15 protein-coding genes and 1 tRNA gene are annotated in these 18,990 nt (G+C 60.2%); 14 read left to right on the plus strand and 2 right to left on the minus strand.

All coding sequences use genetic code 11. The features are described from left to right. Positions 1-234: hypothetical protein (locus AYK65_RS32720; protein ID WP_210189746.1), on the minus strand; the 234-nt coding region annotated here is incomplete at its 3' end. Between the two features lie 127 nt (positions 235-361). Between AYK65_RS32720 and AYK65_RS06805 the strand changes: the two genes are divergently transcribed. The 11 genes from AYK65_RS06805 to rpoC all read left to right on the plus strand — a co-directional run bounded on the left by AYK65_RS06805 (position 362) and on the right by rpoC (position 14,760). Beyond that, positions 362-1,027 (plus strand): hypothetical protein, encoded by a 666-nt coding sequence (locus tag AYK65_RS06805; RefSeq protein ID WP_046118280.1) that lies wholly within the window; start codon positions 362-364, stop codon positions 1,025-1,027. A gap of 126 nt (positions 1,028-1,153) precedes the next feature. Next, positions 1,154-2,041 (plus strand): NAD-dependent epimerase/dehydratase family protein, encoded by an 888-nt coding sequence (locus AYK65_RS06810; RefSeq protein ID WP_026612444.1) that lies wholly within the window; start codon positions 1,154-1,156, stop codon positions 2,039-2,041. Between the two features lie 157 nt (positions 2,042-2,198). Then, a tRNA-Trp gene (locus tag AYK65_RS06815) sits at positions 2,199-2,274 on the plus strand. A gap of 196 nt (positions 2,275-2,470) precedes the next feature. Then, a complete protein-coding gene (gene secE, locus AYK65_RS06820) occupies positions 2,471-2,671 on the plus strand; it encodes a preprotein translocase subunit SecE (RefSeq protein ID WP_026612443.1) in 201 nt (66 codons plus the stop codon). Between the two features lie 16 nt (positions 2,672-2,687). Beyond that, positions 2,688-3,218, plus strand: coding sequence for a transcription termination/antitermination protein NusG (gene nusG, locus AYK65_RS06825; RefSeq protein WP_026612442.1), 531 nt, complete (start codon positions 2,688-2,690; stop codon positions 3,216-3,218). Between the two features lie 216 nt (positions 3,219-3,434). Continuing rightward, on the plus strand, positions 3,435-3,863 hold the full coding sequence (gene rplK / locus AYK65_RS06830) for a 50S ribosomal protein L11 (RefSeq protein ID WP_012707743.1): 429 nt from the start codon (positions 3,435-3,437) through the stop codon (positions 3,861-3,863). Between the two features lie 4 nt (positions 3,864-3,867). Next, positions 3,868-4,566: a 50S ribosomal protein L1 gene (gene rplA, locus AYK65_RS06835; RefSeq protein ID WP_026612441.1), complete on the plus strand. Its 699-nt coding sequence runs from the start codon at positions 3,868-3,870 to the stop codon at positions 4,564-4,566. A gap of 432 nt (positions 4,567-4,998) precedes the next feature. Then, positions 4,999-5,517 carry a 50S ribosomal protein L10 gene (gene rplJ, locus AYK65_RS06840; RefSeq protein ID WP_026612440.1) on the plus strand — a complete coding sequence of 173 codons (519 nt, stop codon included), beginning with the start codon at positions 4,999-5,001 and terminating at the stop codon, positions 5,515-5,517. 58 nt (positions 5,518-5,575) lie between these two features. Then, on the plus strand, positions 5,576-5,959 hold the full coding sequence (gene rplL / locus AYK65_RS06845; protein WP_012707747.1) for a 50S ribosomal protein L7/L12: 384 nt from the start codon (positions 5,576-5,578) through the stop codon (positions 5,957-5,959). A 263-nt stretch (positions 5,960-6,222) separates the two neighbouring features. After that, positions 6,223-10,365: a DNA-directed RNA polymerase subunit beta gene (gene rpoB, locus AYK65_RS06850; protein ID WP_046118279.1), complete on the plus strand. Its 4,143-nt coding sequence runs from the start codon at positions 6,223-6,225 to the stop codon at positions 10,363-10,365. Positions 10,366-10,554: 189 nt separating this feature from the next. Further along, a complete protein-coding gene (gene rpoC / locus AYK65_RS06855; protein WP_026612438.1) occupies positions 10,555-14,760 on the plus strand; it encodes a DNA-directed RNA polymerase subunit beta' in 4,206 nt (1,401 codons plus the stop codon). A gap of 118 nt (positions 14,761-14,878) precedes the next feature. Here the strand turns inward: rpoC and AYK65_RS06860 are convergent, their stop codons facing one another. Further along, positions 14,879-15,175, minus strand: coding sequence for a hypothetical protein (locus AYK65_RS06860; RefSeq protein WP_026612437.1), 297 nt, complete (start codon positions 15,173-15,175; stop codon positions 14,879-14,881). A 693-nt stretch (positions 15,176-15,868) separates the two neighbouring features. Here AYK65_RS06860 and rpsL point away from each other — a divergent pair. From rpsL to fusA, 3 genes are read left to right on the plus strand one after another with little or no spacing between them, the layout of a single operon-like run. Next, on the plus strand, positions 15,869-16,240 hold the full coding sequence (gene rpsL / locus AYK65_RS06865) for a 30S ribosomal protein S12 (protein WP_003507760.1): 372 nt from the start codon (positions 15,869-15,871) through the stop codon (positions 16,238-16,240). A 57-nt stretch (positions 16,241-16,297) separates the two neighbouring features. Beyond that, complete coding sequence (gene rpsG / locus AYK65_RS06870; protein ID WP_026612436.1) at positions 16,298-16,768, plus strand: 30S ribosomal protein S7; 471 nt, start codon at positions 16,298-16,300, stop codon at positions 16,766-16,768. A 29-nt stretch (positions 16,769-16,797) separates the two neighbouring features. Further along, entirely contained in the window at positions 16,798-18,897 is a 2,100-nt protein-coding gene (gene fusA / locus AYK65_RS06875) for an elongation factor G (protein WP_026612435.1), read from the plus strand. Positions 18,898-18,990 lie beyond the last annotated feature (93 nt).

Raw genomic sequence — 18,990 nt, forward strand, 5'->3', positions numbered from 1 at the left:
CGTCGCCTCGATCATCAAGTAATGATCGCAAAGGCGATGCCGCAAGCTGCCGACGGCAGCAAATAAGGTGCAAATAGCGCGCAAGCGCGATTTGCACGCGGCGCCGGCATCGTCGCCTCGATCATCAAGTAAATTCCGGTCTCGTCCGGACTTCGCAACCCCGCAGGCAACTGCGGGGTTTTTGTATGCGCAGCGGATGCTCGTTCCGATGCTCTTCGCGTGTGATGTTTGCAACAGTCCTCATCAAGTGCCGTGCATCGGCCGATTAGCGTGAGGTCTTTGTTGCCGGTCTGTGCTATGCTTCGCACCTGACGATTTGCCTGAATGGCAACCGGTTGCGACCGAGGATCGGAAATCCCAAATGAAAAGACGCATTCTTGCGCGGCTTGCCGCGGTGGGAATCGCTTTTGTTTGCGTCGGGCCTGCTCCGCACAAAGCGTCAGCCGCTGACAACGACCCGCTTATCTGGGCACCTTCGAAGACCGGGCCCAACGCCTACAAGCTGCGCCTTGGTGTACGGTTGCCGGGGCGCTGGGATACGAGCGCCGGCGCCGATCTCTCGATGGGCGCAGCGCCTTCGGGGAAACTCAATCCACCGGATGCGCCTGTCCGCCTCTGGGGCGCGTTGTCGCAGAAGAGCGGAAGGTGGGCCGCCGCGCGCACCTCACAGATAACGATGGACTTCAGCGCCTTGACCGGCACCGGCAGCGTTGGCGCTGGTACTGCGCGGACCTGGATCGTGACGCCAACATTGGATGCAGAGGTCCACCGAAGCATAGCCCTCCAGTGCAATGCCTATGAGAACCACTGCCGGAAACCTAAGCTCACGCAAACCGCCAAGCTTGCATCGCCTGCGTCCCGAACAGCGCTTGTTGCGCAGGGGCAATTTTCGAGCGACGGCGTAAGAGGTTTGACTCGCGTCGGGATCGAACAGAAGTTCGGCAACCTTCATCTCGGCGCGGCCGTTGCCGACCCGCTGCTCGCGCCCCGTAGCATATTCGACATCCGCTACAGCTTGCGATGGTGAGGTAACAAAGGCGGGTTGAATTCCAATGTTGTGAGTGGCGTTTGCGGCGCTGTCCGCATGCAGCGCATCTTGCGCATAGGCGCAAAGAATCTAACTATCGTTTCGTTTTCTTTTGGGGGAGGCATTATGAAGAAGCGGATTCTTTTCACCGGCGGTGCCGGCAAGGCCGGACGGCATGCCGTGCCTTATCTCGTAGAGGCCGGCTACGAGGTGCACAATGTCGATCTCGTGCCGCTCGACAGCCCCGGCGTCACCAATCTGATCGCCGACATCACCGACAGTGGCCAGATGTTCAATGCGCTTTCGATGCATCGGGACTTTCCCGATCTTGATCGCGGGCCGCAGCCCTTCGATGCCGTCGTGCACTTCGCGGCCATCCCGCGCATCCTCATCAAGCCCGACAACGAGACCTTCCGGGTGAACGTGATGGGCACCTACAACGTCATAGAGGCGGCGGTGAAGCTCGGGATCCGCAAGATCATCGTCGCTTCGAGCGAGACGACCTACGGCGTCTGTTTCGCCGAGGGTTACCGGGATTTCCATCAGTTCCCGCTGGAGGAGGATTACGACGTAAATCCGATGGACTCCTACGGCCTCTCCAAGGTGGTGAACGAGAATACGGCGCGGGCTTTCGCGGAACGCTCCGGCTTCGACATTTACGCGCTTCGGATCGGCAATGTGATCGAGCCGCACGAATACGAGCACTTCCCGCATTATTTCGCGCATCCGGAAATCCGCAAACGGATCGCCTGGAGCTACATCGACGCGCGCGACCTCGGTCAGATCGTCAAGCTCTGCGTCGAGAAGGACGGCCTCGGTTTCGCAATATTCAATGCTGCTAATGATACTGTCTCGGCCAATACGCCTTCGCGCGAGCTCGCCAAGCGGTTCTATCCGAATGTTCCCTTCACGCGGGAGATCGGCGAGTTCGAAGGACTCCTCTCCAATCGGAAGATTCGCGAGGTGCTCGGCTTCAAGGAGGAGCACAATTGGCGGAAATACGTGAAGCTGTAGGTTTGGCGCGCAGGTGATTGCATCGCAGGGCAGGGCTGGGGAAATTTCTTGCATCTTTTTCGCCTTTTGTCGCAAATGCGCTTGAAAGCGTCCGGCAAACTGAATATGAAGCCGCAGACTTCAGATGCGTCCCGGTTGCGGGACGGTGTCGCGGTCTAGGGGTATAGCTCAGTTGGTAGAGCGGCGGTCTCCAAAACCGCAGGTCGGGGGTTCGAGCCCCTCTGCCCCTGCCATTCTGCCATTCTTGCCACGGTGTTCGAAATCGGCCAGAATGCGCGGAGAGGCGGTCCTGCCGTCATTTTATATTCACAAAAAAGACTGATTGGCTCTTGTGGTTTTCTGAATCGGTCTTTATGTAGGGTCCAAACAGACACGCGGTGCGTGGGGCTGAAACATCGGCTTTACGCGCCGTAATGGCGTGAGCATTTTATGGCATCCAAAACGAATCCGTTCACGTTTCTGCAGCAAGTGCGCTCCGAAACGTCAAAAGTGACTTGGCCTTCGCGGCGCGAGACGACGATCTCGACGCTGATGGTCTTCGTCATGGTCTCTTTTGCCGCCGCTTTCTTCTTTGGTGCGGACCAATTGATGGGCTGGCTCATGAGCCTCGTCCTCAACGTTGGCGCTTGATTGGGTGGAGAGTAGCATGGCTGCGCGCTGGTATATCGTTCACGCCTATTCGAATTTCGAGAAGAAGGTCGCCGAATCGATAGAGGAGAAGGCCAAGCAGAAGGGGCTGTCCCATCTCTTCGAAAAGATCCTCGTTCCGACCGAGAAGGTCGTAGAGGTTCGTCGCGGCCGCAAGGTTGATGCTGAGCGGAAGTTCTTCCCGGGCTATGTGCTTGTTCGCGCCGACCTCACCGATGAGGCCTATCACCTCATCAAGAACACCCCGAAGGTGACTGGCTTCCTCGGTACGGACAGCAAGCCTGTTCCGATTCCGGACTACGAGGCCGAGCGCATTCTCGGCCAGGTGCAGGACGGCGTCGAGCGGCCGAAGCCATCGGTTTCGTTCGAGATCGGCGAGCAGGTCCGTGTATCGGATGGCCCGTTCGCGTCCTTCAACGGCATCGTTCAAGATGTCGATGAGGAGCGGTCGCGCTTGAAGGTCGAGGTGTCGATTTTCGGTCGCGCGACTCCGGTAGAGCTGGAATACGGCCAGGTCGAGAAGGTCTGACAGAACCGAGTTCATGAGAATGGGTGGGCCGAATTGATCGGTCTGCTCGGCGGAGTGATCCGCATGCGCGTGGGAGGTGTCCGGTCTCAGCCGGGTCGGTCTATCCGCACCACGCAACCGCAGCCGCCGGTCGATCGACCGGCAAGTGGCCGGGCAACCGGCTGAAGAGTTCCCTTTTCGGCTTAGCCGGGAAGGGGCAGCAAGAGGCAGAGAGAAATGGCTAAGAAAGTTGCAGGCCAGCTCAAGCTGCAGGTCAAGGCCGGCTCGGCGAACCCGTCGCCGCCGATTGGTCCTGCGCTTGGTCAGCGCGGCATTAACATCATGGAATTCTGCAAGGCGTTCAACGCCGCCACGCAGGAAATGGAAAAGGGTATGCCGATTCCGGTCGTCATCACCTATTACCAGGACAAGTCCTTCACCTTCATCATGAAGCAGCCGCCGGTCAGCTACTTCCTGAAGCGTGAGGCGAAGATCCAGTCGGGCTCGAAGACGCCGGGCAAGGCCAAGGCCGGCTCGATCTCCAAGGCTCAGATCCGCACGATCGCTGAGGCCAAGATGAAGGACCTCAACGCGGCCGATATCGAAGGCGCAATGGCAATGGTCGAGGGCTCCGCCCGCTCCATGGGCCTGGAAGTGACGGGCTAAGACCATGGCGAAGATTGCAAAGCGTGTACAGAAGTCCCGCGAGGGCGTTGATCCGGCGAAGCTCTACGGCCTCACCGAAGCCGTGACGATCGTCAAGGAGCGTGCGACCGCCAAGTTCGACGAGACCATCGAAGTCGCGATGAACCTTGGCGTCGATCCGCGCCACGCCGACCAGATGGTTCGCGGCGTCGTCAACCTGCCGAACGGCACCGGCCGCTCGGTCCGTGTTGCCGTTTTCGCCCGTGGCGCCAAGGCTGACGAAGCCAAGGCTGCGGGGGCGGATGTCGTGGGTGCGGAAGACCTCGTCGAAATCGTCCAGGGCGGCAAGATCGACTTCGATCGCTGCATCGCGACTCCGGACATGATGCCGCTCGTCGGTCGTCTCGGTAAGGTTCTCGGCCCGCGCGGCATGATGCCGAACCCGAAGGTCGGCACCGTCACCATGGACGTCACCGCGGCCGTCAAGGCGTCGAAGGGTGGCGCGGTCGAGTTCCGCGTCGAGAAGGCCGGTATCGTTCACGCCGGCGTCGGCAAGGCATCTTTCGATGCCAAGGCGCTCGAAGAGAATATCCGCGCCTTCGCCGATGCCGTCATCAAGGCCAAGCCGACCGGCGCCAAGGGCAACTACGTCAAGCGCGTTGCCATTTCGTCGACCATGGGGCCCGGCCTCAAGATCGATCCGGCAACGATCAGCGCTGCCTGATGAATACTACAGCGCCGTGCGTCTTCAGACGCACAAAGGTCGCTGTAGCGCTATGAAATTGCTGCATGTTTTTATCCTTAAATCGGTTCCGATTTAAGGAAACATGCAGGAGGGCTACGGCCCGCAACCTGAATTTCCGGCCTTTCGAGGCCGGAAATATCCGGGCTTCGGCCCGGCGTTCCTGTCCGAGATTGCGGGTGGTTCTACCTTAATCACCTTGCCCGCATGAGACGGGTAAGACCTGGATTTCAAGTGACGCCGGAGGCGTCGAAATTCGGTTCGAACCTCGCTTGCCTTGTGTCAGACCCGGTTCTCCCGGGAACGCCAAGGGACAGGATCCTTAAGCGTTGCTTGGGATCGAGAATGATCCCGAGTGACAAAGGCAAACCCGGCAGGGCTGCGAATTGCAACCCTGCCAACTGGAGACAGACAGTGGAAAGAGCGGAAAAACGCGAATTCGTCACGGAGCTGAACGAAGTCTTCAAGGCTTCCGGTTCGGTTGTCGTGGCCCACTATGCTGGTGTCACAGTTGCGCAGATGAACGACTTCCGTTCAAAGATGCGCGCTGCTGGCGGCACCGTCAAAGTCGCGAAAAACCGCCTGGCCAAGATCGCTCTTCAGGGCACGGAGTCTGAAGGGATGACCGATCTCTTCAAGGGACAGACGCTGATTGCTTACAGCGCCGATCCCGTAACGGCTCCGAAGGTCGTCGTGGATTTCGCCAAGACCAACGACAAGCTCGTTGTCCTGGGCGGCGCCATGGGGACAACCACGCTCAACGCCGAAGGTGTCAAGTCGCTCGCGACCCTGCCTTCGCTCGACGAGCTGCGCGCGAAGCTGCTGGGCCTCATCAATGCCCCGGCAACCCGCGTCGCGACGGTTGTCGCAGCACCGGCAAGCCAGCTTGCCCGTGTGTTCTCGGCCTATGCCAAGAAGGACGAAGCCGCCTAAGGCGGAATTTCGCTGTTGTAGTTAAAACCAGTTCGAACCGAACAAAAGGAAAAGTAAAATGGCTGATCTCGCAAAGATCGTTGAAGACCTCTCCTCGCTGACCGTGCTGGAAGCTGCTGAGCTTTCCAAGCTTCTCGAAGAAAAGTGGGGCGTTTCTGCCGCTGCTCCGGTAGCCGTTGCTGCCGCTGGCGGCGCTGCCGGCGGTGCTGCTGCTGCCGCTGAAGAAGAGAAGACCGAGTTCGACGTCATCCTGACGGATGCCGGCGCGAACAAGATCAACGTCATCAAGGAAGTCCGCGCCATCACCGGTCTCGGCCTCAAGGAAGCCAAGGACCTCGTCGAAGGCGCTCCGAAGGCTGTCAAGGAAGCTGTTTCCAAGGCGGAAGCTGCTGACCTCAAGAAGAAGCTGGAAGACGCTGGCGCGAAGGTCGACGTCAAGTAATTCGGCGATATGCAAGGGGAGGTGGCCCTGCGGCCGCCTCTCTTTGACCGTTTTTGGAACATATTACCCAAAAGCCTGTCGCAAAACGGCTTTTGGGTAATGGGTTCTTCAAGAGGATGGTCGCGATCGGAGACAGCACAGCAATCCGTGCTGGCGTCTTTCGAAAGCTTGACGAGATTGAACTACTCATTGATCGACGGGATCGACTGGCCAGCGGTTCCCGTCTGTTGCAGGCCCGGATGCAAGATTGACAAGGAGCGACGATGGCTCAGACCCTTTCGTTCAACGGTCGCAGGCGCGTACGCAAGTTTTTTGGTAAAATTCCAGAAGTCGCGGAGATGCCGAACCTCATCGAGGTTCAGAAGGCATCCTACGACCAATTCCTCATGGTGGAAGAGCCCAAGGGTGGGCGTCCGGACGAGGGACTTCAAGCCGTTTTCAAGTCGGTATTTCCGATCAAGGACTTCTCGGGCGCTTCGATGCTCGAGTTCGTGTCTTACGAATTCGAGCCGCCGAAATTCGACGTGGAAGAGTGCCGCCAGCGTGACCTGACCTATGCAGCGCCCCTCAAGGTGACGCTGCGTCTCATCGTGTTCGATATCGACGAGGACACAGGCGCGAAGTCGATCAAGGACATCAAGGAACAGAACGTCTACATGGGCGACATGCCGCTCATGACCGACAACGGTACCTTCATCGTCAACGGCACCGAGCGCGTCATCGTTTCGCAGATGCACCGTTCGCCGGGCGTCTTCTTCGACCACGACAAGGGCAAGAGCCACTCGTCCGGCAAGCTGCTCTTCGCCGCACGCGTGATCCCCTATCGCGGCTCCTGGCTCGATATCGAATTCGACGCCAAGGACATCGTCTACGCACGCATCGACCGCCGCCGCAAGATTCCGGTGACGTCGCTTCTGATGGCGCTCGGAATGGACGGCGAGGAAATCCTCTCCACCTTCTACACGCAGTCGCAGTACCAGCGCGACGGCGATGGCTGGCGCGTGCCGTTCCAGCCGGATGCGCTGAAGGGCCAGAAGGCGATCGCAGACATGATCGACGCCGATACCGGCGAAGTCGTTGTCGAGGCCGGCAAGAAGCTGACGCCGCGCCTGTTGCGTCAGTTGCAGGACAAGGGCCTGAAGGCGCTGAAGGCGACCGACGACGACCTCTACGGCAACTATCTCGCCGAGGATGTGGTCAACTTCGAGACCGGTGAGATCTATCTCGAAGCCGGCGACGAGATCGACGAGAAGACGCTTCCGGTCATCCTTTCGGCCGGTTTCGACGAGATCCCGGTTCTCGACATCGACCACATCAATGTCGGCGCCTACATCCGCAACACGCTTGCGGCTGACAAGAACGAAAACCGTCAGGACGCGCTTTTCGACATCTATCGCGTCATGCGCCCCGGCGAGCCGCCGACCATGGATTCGGCGGAAGCCATGTTCAACGCGCTGTTCTTCGATCCGGAGCGTTACGACCTCTCGGCCGTCGGCCGCGTGAAGATGAACATGCGTCTCGATCTCGACGTTCCGGATACGGTTCGCATCCTTCGCAAGGAAGACATCCTGGCGGTCGTCAAGATGCTCGTCGAGCTGCGCGACGGCAAGGGCGAGATCGACGACATCGACAATCTCGGCAACCGCCGCGTCCGCTCAGTCGGCGAGCTGATGGAGAACCAGTATCGCCTGGGTCTCCTGCGCATGGAGCGCGCGATCAAGGAACGCATGTCCTCGATCGAGATCGACACCGTGATGCCGCAGGACCTGATCAACGCGAAGCCGGCTGCCGCCGCCGTTCGCGAATTCTTCGGCTCCTCGCAGCTGTCGCAGTTCATGGACCAGGTTAACCCGCTTTCGGAAATCACCCACAAGCGGCGCCTATCGGCGCTCGGCCCGGGCGGTCTCACGCGTGAGCGCGCCGGCTTCGAAGTCCGTGACGTGCATCCGACGCATTACGGCCGTATCTGCCCGATCGAAACGCCGGAAGGCCCGAACATCGGCCTCATCAACTCGCTCGCCACCTTCGCCCGCGTCAACAAGTACGGCTTCATCGAGAGCCCGTACCGCAAGATCGTCGACGGCAAGGTGACGAACGACGTCGTCTATCTGTCGGCGATGGAAGAGGCGAAGTACCACGTCGCGCAGGCGAACTCGGTGCTCGACGAGGATGGTTCCTTCGCGGAAGAATTCGTCGTTTGCCGCCACGCCGGCGAGGTTATGCTGGCACCGCGCGACAACATCAACCTGATGGACGTTTCGCCGAAGCAGCTCGTTTCGGTCGCGGCCGCGCTCATCCCGTTCCTCGAGAACGACGACGCCAACCGCGCGCTGATGGGCTCGAACATGCAGCGTCAGGCTGTGCCGCTGCTCAGAGCCGAGGCTCCGTTCGTCGGCACCGGCATGGAGCCGGTCGTCGCGCGCGACTCCGGTGCTGCCATCGCGGCTCGCCGCGGCGGTGTCGTCGACCAGGTCGACGCGACGCGTATCGTCATCCGCGCCACCGAAGACCTCGATCCATCGAAGTCGGGCGTCGACATCTACCGTCTGCAGAAGTTCCAGCGTTCGAACCAGAACACCTGCGTCAACCAGCGCCCGCTGGTCACCGTCGGTGACGTCATCAACAAGGGCGATATCATCGCGGACGGTCCATCGACCGACCTCGGTGACCTGGCGCTCGGACGCAACGCGCTCGTCGCCTTCATGCCCTGGAACGGCTACAACTACGAAGACTCGATTCTGCTCTCCGAGCGGATCGTGCGCGACGACGTGTTCACGTCCATCCACATCGAAGAGTTCGAGGTGATGGCGCGCGACACCAAGCTTGGTCCGGAGGAAATCACGCGTGACATTCCGAACGTTTCGGAAGAGGCGCTGAAGAACCTGGACGAGGCCGGTATCGTTTATATCGGTGCCGAGGTTCAGCCGGGCGATATCCTCGTCGGCAAGATCACGCCGAAGGGCGAAAGCCCGATGACGCCGGAAGAAAAGCTCCTGCGCGCCATCTTCGGCGAGAAGGCGTCCGACGTTCGCGATACGTCGATGCGCATGCCGCCGGGTACCTTCGGCACGGTCGTCGAAGTGCGCGTCTTCAATCGCCACGGCGTGGAGAAGGACGAGCGTGCGATGGCTATCGAGCGCGAGGAAATCGAACGCCTCGCCAAGGACCGCGATGACGAACAGGCGATCCTCGACCGCAACGTCTATGCTCGCCTGGTTGACATGCTGCGTGGTCACGTTGCCGTTGCCGGTCCGAAGGGCTTTAAGAAGGGCACCGAGCTTTCGAACGCCGTCATCAGTGAATATCCGCGCTCGCAGTGGTGGATGTTCGCCGTAGAGGACGAAAAGGCTCAGGGCGAGATCGAAGCGCTTCGCGCCCAGTACGACGAGTCCAAGTCGCGCCTTGAACAACGCTTCATGGACAAGGTCGAGAAGGTCCAGCGCGGCGACGAGATGCCTCCGGGCGTCATGAAGATGGTCAAGGTCTTCGTCGCCGTGAAGCGCAAGATCCAGCCGGGCGACAAGATGGCCGGCCGTCACGGCAACAAGGGTGTCGTGTCGCGCATCGTGCCGATCGAAGACATGCCGTTCCTCGAAGACGGCACACATGTCGACGTGGTGCTGAACCCGCTCGGCGTGCCGTCACGCATGAACGTCGGCCAGATCCTCGAGACGCATCTCGGCTGGGCCTGCGCCGGCATGGGCAGGAAGATCGGCGCCATGCTCGACGCCTATCAGGAGAATGGCAATATCGCGCCGCTGCGGCAGACGATCGACGACGTCATCGGATCCGGTCCGAAGGGCGAGCCGATCAAGCAGTATGACGACGAGTCGATCGTTCGGCTGGCCGAGCAGACCCGTCGCGGCGTCTCGATCGCCACTCCGGTCTTCGACGGGGCAGTGGAGGCCGATGTCAATGAGATGCTCGAGAAGGCCGGTCTCAAAGTCACCGGTCAGTCGACGCTCTATGACGGACGTACCGGTGAGGCATTCGATCGCCAGGTGACCGTGGGCTACATCTACATGCTGAAGCTCAACCACTTGGTCGACGACAAGATCCACGCCCGTTCGATCGGTCCTTACTCGCTCGTCACCCAGCAGCCACTCGGCGGCAAGGCGCAGTTCGGTGGTCAGCGCTTCGGCGAAATGGAGGTCTGGGCGCTGGAGGCTTACGGCGCTGCCTACACGCTGCAGGAAATGCTGACGGTCAAGTCGGACGACGTGGCCGGCCGCACCAAGGTCTACGAAGCGATCGTCCGCGGCGACGACACCTTCGAGGCGGGCATTCCGGAGAGCTTCAACGTTCTCGTCAAGGAAATGCGCTCGTTGGGCCTCTCGGTCGAGCTCGAGAACTCGAAGGTCGAGGATCTCGGCGCGGCGGCGCAATTGCCGGACGCAGCGGAGTAAGACGATATCAGGTGCGTGCCGCGAAGGGCGGCGCGCACCGTTTCCGCCGCAGGGCAGCCTGATTGCCCACGGCAGGAACAAGGGCCGCACCCGATGCGGTTTTAGCTGTTTATGGGGCAGGGGCCGGCGCCCGGGATTTGCCGGCACCCTCGCCAAGCTCAGGGCTCAATGCCCTCAAAGGAGACAGGCATGAACCAAGAGGTCATGAATCTTTTCAATCCGCAGGTGCCTGCACAGACCTTCGACTCCATCCGGATTTCGATTGCGTCGCCGGAGAAGATTCTTTCCTGGTCTTACGGTGAGATCAAGAAACCGGAGACGATCAACTACCGCACTTTCAAGCCGGAACGCGACGGTCTGTTCTGCGCGCGCATCTTCGGTCCGATCAAGGACTACGAGTGCCTGTGCGGCAAGTACAAGCGCATGAAGTACAAGGGCATCATCTGCGAAAAGTGCGGCGTCGAAGTCACGCTGTCGCGCGTTCGCCGTGAGCGCATGGGCCATATCGAGCTCGCCGCGCCCGTTGCCCACATCTGGTTCCTGAAGTCGCTGCCGAGCCGCATCGCGACGCTACTCGACATGACTCTCAAAGATATCGAGCGGGTTCTCTATTTCGAGAACTACATCGTCACGGAGCCTGGCTTGACGTCGCTCAAGGAGAACCAGCTCCTGAGCGAAGAAGAGTACATGATCGCGGTCGATGAATTCGGTGAAGACCAGTTCACCGCGATGATCGGCGCCGAGGCGATCTACGAAATGCTCGCTTCGATGAATCTCGAAAAGATCGCCGGCGATCTGCGCGCGGAGATGGCCGAGACGAGCTCGGATCTGAAGCAGAAGAAGCTGATGAAGCGGCTGAAGATCGTCGAGAACTTCATGGAGTCCGGCAACCGCCCGGAATGGATGATCATGAAGGTCATTCCGGTGATCCCGCCGGACCTGCGCCCGCTCGTTCCGCTCGATGGCGGCCGCTTCGCGACGTCGGACCTCAACGATCTCTACCGTCGCGTGATCAACCGTAATAACCGCCTGAAGCGGCTGATCGAACTGCGCGCGCCGGGCATCATCATCCGCAACGAAAAGCGCATGCTGCAGGAATCCGTGGATGCGCTGTTCGATAACGGCCGCCGCGGCCGCGTCATCACGGGCGCCAACAAGCGTCCGCTGAAGTCGCTCTCTGACATGCTGAAGGGCAAGCAGGGCCGCTTCCGCCAGAACCTGCTCGGCAAGCGCGTCGACTATTCCGGCCGTTCGGTCATTGTGACCGGTCCGGAACTGAAGCTCCACCAGTGCGGGCTGCCGAAGAAGATGGCGCTCGAGCTCTTCAAGCCGTTCATCTACGCCCGCCTCGACGCTAAGGGCTACTCCTCGACGGTCAAGCAGGCGAAGAAGCTCGTCGAGAAGGAAAAGCCGGAGGTCTGGGATATCCTCGACGAGGTCATCCGCGAACATCCGGTGCTCCTCAACCGCGCGCCGACGCTGCATCGCCTGGGCATCCAGGCCTTCGAGCCGATCCTGGTCGAAGGCAAGGCGATCCAGCTGCACCCGCTCGTCTGCACGGCCTTCAACGCCGACTTCGACGGCGACCAGATGGCCGTTCACGTGCCGCTGTCGCTCGAAGCTCAGCTTGAAGCGCGCGTGCTGATGATGTCGACGAACAACATCCTGCATCCGGCAAACGGTGCACCGATCATCGTGCCGTCGCAGGACATGGTTCTCGGCCTCTATTATCTCTCGATCATGAATCAGAACGAGCCTGGCGAAGGCATGGCCTTCTCCGACATGGGCGAACTGCACCATGCGCTGGAGACGAAGGCCGTCACCCTGCACGCCAAGATCCGCGGCCGTTACAAGACCGTCGACGCCGAGGGCAACCCGGTTTCGAAGATCTATGAAACGACGCCAGGTCGCATGATCATCGGCGAACTCCTGCCGAAGAACCCGAACATTCCGTTCGATATCTGCAACCAGGAGATGACCAAGAAGAACATCTCGAAGATGATCGACACGGTCTACCGCCATTGCGGCCAGAAGGACACGGTCATCTTCTGCGACCGGATCATGCAACTCGGCTTCTCGCATGCCTGCCGCGCCGGCATTTCGTTCGGCAAGGACGACATGGTGATTCCGGACACCAAGGCGAAGATCGTCGGCGATACGGAAGCGCTCGTGAAGGAATACGAGCAGCAGTACAATGACGGTCTCATCACCCAGGGCGAGAAGTACAACAAGGTCGTCGACGCTTGGGGCAAGGCAACCGAGAAGGTCGCCGAAGAGATGATGGCGCGCATCAAGGCAGTCGAGTTCGACGATAACGGTCGCCAAAAGCCGATGAACTCGATCTACATGATGTCGCACTCGGGTGCGCGTGGTTCGCCGAACCAGATGCGTCAGCTCGGTGGCATGCGTGGCCTGATGGCCAAGCCGTCGGGTGAAATCATCGAGACGCCGATCATCTCGAACTTCAAGGAAGGCCTGACCGTGAACGAGTACTTCAACTCGACCCACGGTGCCCGTAAGGGTCTCGCCGACACCGCCTTGAAGACGGCGAACTCGGGCTACCTGACGCGTCGTCTCGTCGACGTCGCGCAGGACTGCATCGTCACGCATACCGATTGCGGTACCGACAAGGGCCTCACCATGACGGCGATCGTCGATGCCGGTCAGGTCGTTGCCTCGCTCGGCCAGCGTATCCTCGGCCGTACGGCGCTCGACAACATCGACAACCCGGTCACCGGCGAGCGCATCGTCGATGCCGGCAAGATGATCCTCGAAGCCGATGTCGCACTCATCGAAAAGGCCGGCATTCAGTCCGTCCGCATCCGTTCGGCGCTGACCTGTGAAATCCAGACGGGTGTTTGCGGTGTCTGCTACGGTCGCGACCTGGCCCGCGGTACGCCAGTCAATATGGGCGAGGCCGTCGGCGTCATCGCGGCACAGTCGATCGGCGAGCCGGGCACCCAGCTCACCATGCGTACCTTCCACCTCGGCGGTACCGCGACCGTGGTCGACCAGTCGTTCCTGGAAGCCTCCTATGAGGGCACGGTTCAGATCAAGAACCGCAACATGCTGCGCAATTCCGATGGCACGCTTGTTGCCATGGGTCGCAACATGGCGATCCAGATCCTGGACGAGCGCGGCGTGGAGCGTTCCTCGCAGCGTGTGGCCTATGGTTCGAAGATCTTCGTCGACGACGGCGACAAGGTGAAGCGCGGCCAGCGCCTCGCCGAGTGGGACCCCTACACCCGTCCGATGATGACGGAAGTGGAAGGCACCGTTCACTTCGAAGACGTGATCGACGGTATCTCCGTTCTCGAATCGACGGACGAGTCGACCGGCATCACCAAGCGCCAGGTTATCGACTGGCGCTCGACGCCGCGCGGCACGGACTTGAAGCCCGCGATCGTCATCAAGGACAAGAACGGCAGCATCGCGAAGCTTGCTCGCGGTGGCGAAGCCCGCTTCATGCTCTCGGTCGACGCGATCCTCTCGGTCGAACCGGGACAGAAGGTCAGCCAGGGTGACGTTCTTGCCCGTTCGCCGCTCGAAAGCGCCAAGACCAAGGACATCACCGGTGGTCTGCCGCGCGTTGCCGAGCTGTTCGAGGCTCGTCGTCCGAAGGATCACGCCATCATCGCGGAGATCGATGGTACGGTTCGCTTCGGTCGCGATTACAAGAACAAGCGTCGCGTCATGATCGAGCCGGCGGAAGACGGTGTCGAGCCGGTCGAGTACCTGATTCCGAAGGGCAAGCCCTTCCATCTTCAGGACGGCGACTACATCGAAAAGGGCGACTACATCCTCGACGGCAACCCGGCGCCGCATGACATCCTGGCGATCAAGGGCGTGGAAGCGCTGGCTTCCTATCTCGTCAACGAGATCCAGGAAGTCTACCGTCTGCAGGGCGTTGTCATCAACGACAAGCACATCGAGGTCATCGTCCGGCAGATGCTGCAGAAGGTGGAGATCACCGACGCCGGTGACTCGACCTACATCGTCGGAGACAATGTCGACCGCATCGAGCTGGAGGATGTCAACGACGCGCTGATCGCCGAAGGCAAGAAGCCCGCCTATGGCGAGCCGGTCCTGCTCGGCATCACCAAGGCATCGCTGCAGACGCCGTCCTTCATCTCGGCCGCGTCGTTCCAGGAGACCACGAAGGTCCTGACCGAGGCTGCAGTCGCCGGCAAGACGGACAGCCTGCAGGGGTTGAAGGAAAACGTCATCGTCGGTCGTCTCATCCCGGCCGGTACTGGTGGCACGATGACGCAGATCCGCCGTATCGCCACAGCGCGCGACGAGCTGATCCTCGAAGAGCGTCGCAAGGGCACCGGAGCGGAAGCAGCCACGCCGATGCTCGCCGACATGGCGGACGATCACGCCGCTGCGGAATAAGAAAAGGGAAGGGTGCCTGACACGTGGCACCCTCTCGATCAAATGAAGAAGCCGCCCGGATCTCTCCGGGCGGCTTCTCTCTTTTTGCTTTGGACTTTTCTGTTTGGCGGAGCGGCCGTCAGCTGAAACGGATGATCGCGACTTCCCCTTCGAGAGCGCCCTGATAGGCCGAAGCGTGCGGCTCCTCGTCCGGGATGCCGGTCAAGGTTCCGATCTGGTCGAGATCGGCTTCGAGAAAGCCCTCCTCGGCAAGTGCGTTCAGCGCCTCCCGCACGGCGGTATCGTCGTCCGGCGCCCGGAGCATTACGTGAATGTCGACGCCCTCTTTGTCTCCGTCAGCTTCATAGGCCTTGCCGATGATGATGAAGACCAGCGGTTCGTCTGGTGCGTTGTCGTTATCCGGTGTGACGGGCATGGAACATCCTCTTCAGGCAATAATAACGGAGGATCGCGATGATTCTAGGGTCGAAGGACCGAAATCGCTGACGCGATCGTTTCTCATGAATTGAGACGCGGGATGCGGGGAAACCGGACACACTTTGCCTCATCCTGCTCTACTGCATATTTCGCGAAAGCGGAACCCGCTTGAGGAAAGCTGCGGCGATCGACGCGAGAGAAGGGGGGAAGCTTTGCACGAGCCTGAGTCGCGACCGTGGAAAAACGGCAGAAAGAGGTTGCTGATTCCTTAAACGGCGACGATGATGGCGCAAAGGAAAGGGCCGCTGGTTGCGTTTGAAGCGCCGGTTGCGCCGCAAAGCCTTGTTTTCCGGGCATATCAGAGCTGCAAAGCCGAGAATATTTCCTAATTGCCCTTGACGGATCGCGCCGAAATCAGTACACCCCGCCGCATCAGAGCCCATGTGAGGCTGGCTGGTTCGGAACGGCGCGTTCTGGAGTTCGCCTCAAACAAGGTTCAAAACGCACGCTGACGACACAATGCTGCACGCAAGACGCACGAGATAGTGCGTCCTCTGCTTTTGTTGGGGCCATCTGCGAAAAGGCGGATCGGCCCTCGTTTTGCGCATTTCACAGGCGTTCGATACCGCCGGCGACGGCAAACGATCCGCCCGCAAGGGTAACGAGATAAGTTTTTGTAAGGGATGGTTAGATGCCTACCGTAAACCAGCTGATCCGCAAGCCGCGTCAGGCGCAGGTAAAGCGCAACAAGGTTCCTGCCCTGCAGGAAAACCCGCAGAAGCGCGGCGTTTGCACCCGCGTCTACACGACGACCCCGAAGAAGCCGAACTCGGCTCTCCGTAAGGTCGCCAAGATCCGCCTGACGAACGGCTTCGAAGTGATCGGCTACATTCCGGGTGAAGGTCACAACCTTCAGGAGCACTCCGTGGTCATGATCCGCGGCGGCCGCGTGAAGGACCTTCCGGGTGTTCGTTACCACATCATCCGCGGCGTTCTCGATACGCAGGGTGTGAAGAACCGCAAGCAGCGCCGCTCCAAGTACGGCGCGAAGCGTCCGAAATAACATCGCAACCGGCGCCATTTCGCTGGTCAGAAGATTTAAAGTTGAGAGACGAAAAGTATGTCCCGACGCCATAGAGCAGAAAAGCGTGAGATCAACCCGGATCCGAAGTTCGGTGATCTGGTTGTCACGAAGTTTATGAACGCAATCATGCTGGACGGTAAGAAGTCCGTCGCAGAAAGCATCGTCTATGGTGCCTTCGAAGCGGTCCAGTCGAAGCTGAAGCAGGAACCGATTGCCGTGTTCCATTCCGCCCTCGACAACATTGCTCCGCATGTCGAAGTGCGTTCGCGCCGCGTCGGTGGTGCTACCTATCAGGTTCCGGTCGATGTCCGTCCGGAGCGTCGCCAGGCCCTCGCCATCCGTTGGCTGATTGCGGCCGCACGCAAGCGCAACGAAACGACCATGGTTGATCGCCTGTGCGGCGAACTCATGGACGCAGCAAACAACCGTGGCAGCGCCGTGAAGAAGCGCGAAGACACGCACAAGATGGCCGATGCCAACCGTGCGTTCTCGCACTACCGCTGGTAACGGCAACACGTCTCGAAAGGCAGTCACCCATGGCTCGCGAATATAAAATCGAAGATTACCGAAATTTCGGTATCATGGCGCATATCGACGCCGGCAAGACGACGACGACCGAGCGCATCCTCTATTACACCGGCAAGTCCCATAAGATCGGCGAAGTTCACGACGGCGCCGCAACGATGGACTGGATGGAGCAGGAGCAGGAGCGCGGCATCACGATCACGTCTGCAGCCACCACGACCTTCTGGAAGGGCCGTGACGGCAAGATGCGCCGCTTCAACATCATCGACACCCCCGGCCACGTGGACTTCACCATCGAAGTCGAGCGTTCGCTGCGCGTGCTCGACGGTGCCATCGCGCTTCTCGATGCCAACGCCGGCGTTGAGCCGCAGACGGAGACCGTCTGGCGTCAGGCCGAGAAGTATCATGTTCCGCGCATGATCTTCTGCAACAAGATGGACAAGACCGGCGCTGACTTCTACCGCTCCGTCGAGATGATCAAGAGCCGCCTTGGTGCAATCCCGGTTGTCATGCAACTGCCGATCGGCGCCGAAAGCGAGTTCAAGGGCGTCGTCGACCTGATCGAGATGAACGCCCTCGTCTGGCGCGACGAGTCGCTCGGCGCCCAGTGGGATGTCGTCGAAATCCCGGCCGACCTGAAGGAAAAGGCTGAAGAATACCGCGAGAAGCTGATCGAGACGGTTGTCGAGATCGACGAAGCGGCAATGGAAGCCTATCTCGAAGGCACCTATCCGGACAACGACAAGATCCGTGAACTGGTTCGTCGCGGCACGATCGACGTGAAGTTCCACCCGATGTTCTGCGGCACCGCCTTCAAGAACAAGGGCGTTCAGCCGCTGCTCGACGCCGTCGTCGACTACCTGCCGTCGCCGGTCGATATTCCGGCGATCAAGGGCATCGACGTCAAGACCGACGGCGAAATCACCCGTAATGCTGACGACAACGAGCCGCTCTCGATGCTGGCGTTCAAGATCATGAACGACCCCTTCGTCGGTTCGCTGACCTTCGCCCGCATCTATTCCGGCAAGCTCGAAAAGGGCACGTCGGTGATGAACACGGTCAAGGAAAAGCGCGAGCGCGTCGGCCGCATGCTGCAAATGCACTCGAACTCCCGCGAAGACATCGAAGAAGCCTTTGCCGGCGACATCGTTGCTCTCGCTGGCCTCAAGGAAACCACGACGGGCGATACGCTCTGCGATCCGCTGAAGCCGGTTATCCTTGAGCGCATGGAATTCCCCGAGCCGGTCATCCAGATCGCCATCGAGCCGAAGACCAAGGGCGACCAGGAAAAGATGGGCCTCGCGCTCAATCGCCTGGCGGCAGAAGACCCGTCGTTCCGCGTCAAGACCGACGAGGAATCGGGCCAGACGATCATTGCCGGCATGGGCGAGCTTCACCTCGACATCATCGTCGACCGTATGCGCCGCGAGTTCAAGGTGGAAGCATCCGTGGGCGCTCCGCAGGTCGCTTACCGCGAGACCATCACGCGTCAGCACGAAGAAGACTATACGCACAAGAAGCAGTCCGGTGGTACCGGTCAGTTCGCGCGCGTCAAGATCGTCTTCGAGCCTAACCCGGAAGGCGAGGACTTCGTCTTCGAATCCAAGATCGTCGGCGGTGCGGTTCCGAAGGAATACATCCCGGGCGTTCAGAAGGGTATCGAGAGCGTTCTGTCTTCGGGTCCGCTGGCCGGCTTCCCGATGCTGGGCGTCAAGGCCACTCTCATCGACGGTGCGTTCCACGATGTCGACTCGTCGGTTCTGGCATTCGAAATCGCTTCGCGCGCTTGCTTCCGTGAAGCGGCCAAGAAGGCCGGCGCTCAACTCCTCGAGCCGATCATGAAGGTCGAGGTCGTGACGCCGGAAGATTATGTCGGCGACGTGATCGGCGACCTGAACTCTCGCCGTGGCCAAATCCAGGGTCAGGAATCGCGCGGCGTCGCCGTGGTGATCAACGCGCACGTGCCGCTCGCGAACATGTTCAAGTACGTGGACAACCTGCGCTCCATGTCGCAGGGCCGCGCTCAGTACACGATGCTGTTCGATCACTACGCGCCGGTTCCGTCGAACGTCGCGCAGGAAATCCAGGCGAAATATTCCGGTCAGAAGTGACCGGAATAGCCTCGCGCTGAAACAGAATGAAAAGATTTCCCCTCTAAGGGACAGGAAACGGAGAGCCGAAAATGGCAAAGAGCAAATTCGAGC

It is taken from the genome of Ensifer aridi, assembly GCF_002078505.1.
Lineage (GTDB): Bacteria > Pseudomonadota > Alphaproteobacteria > Rhizobiales > Rhizobiaceae > Sinorhizobium > Sinorhizobium aridi.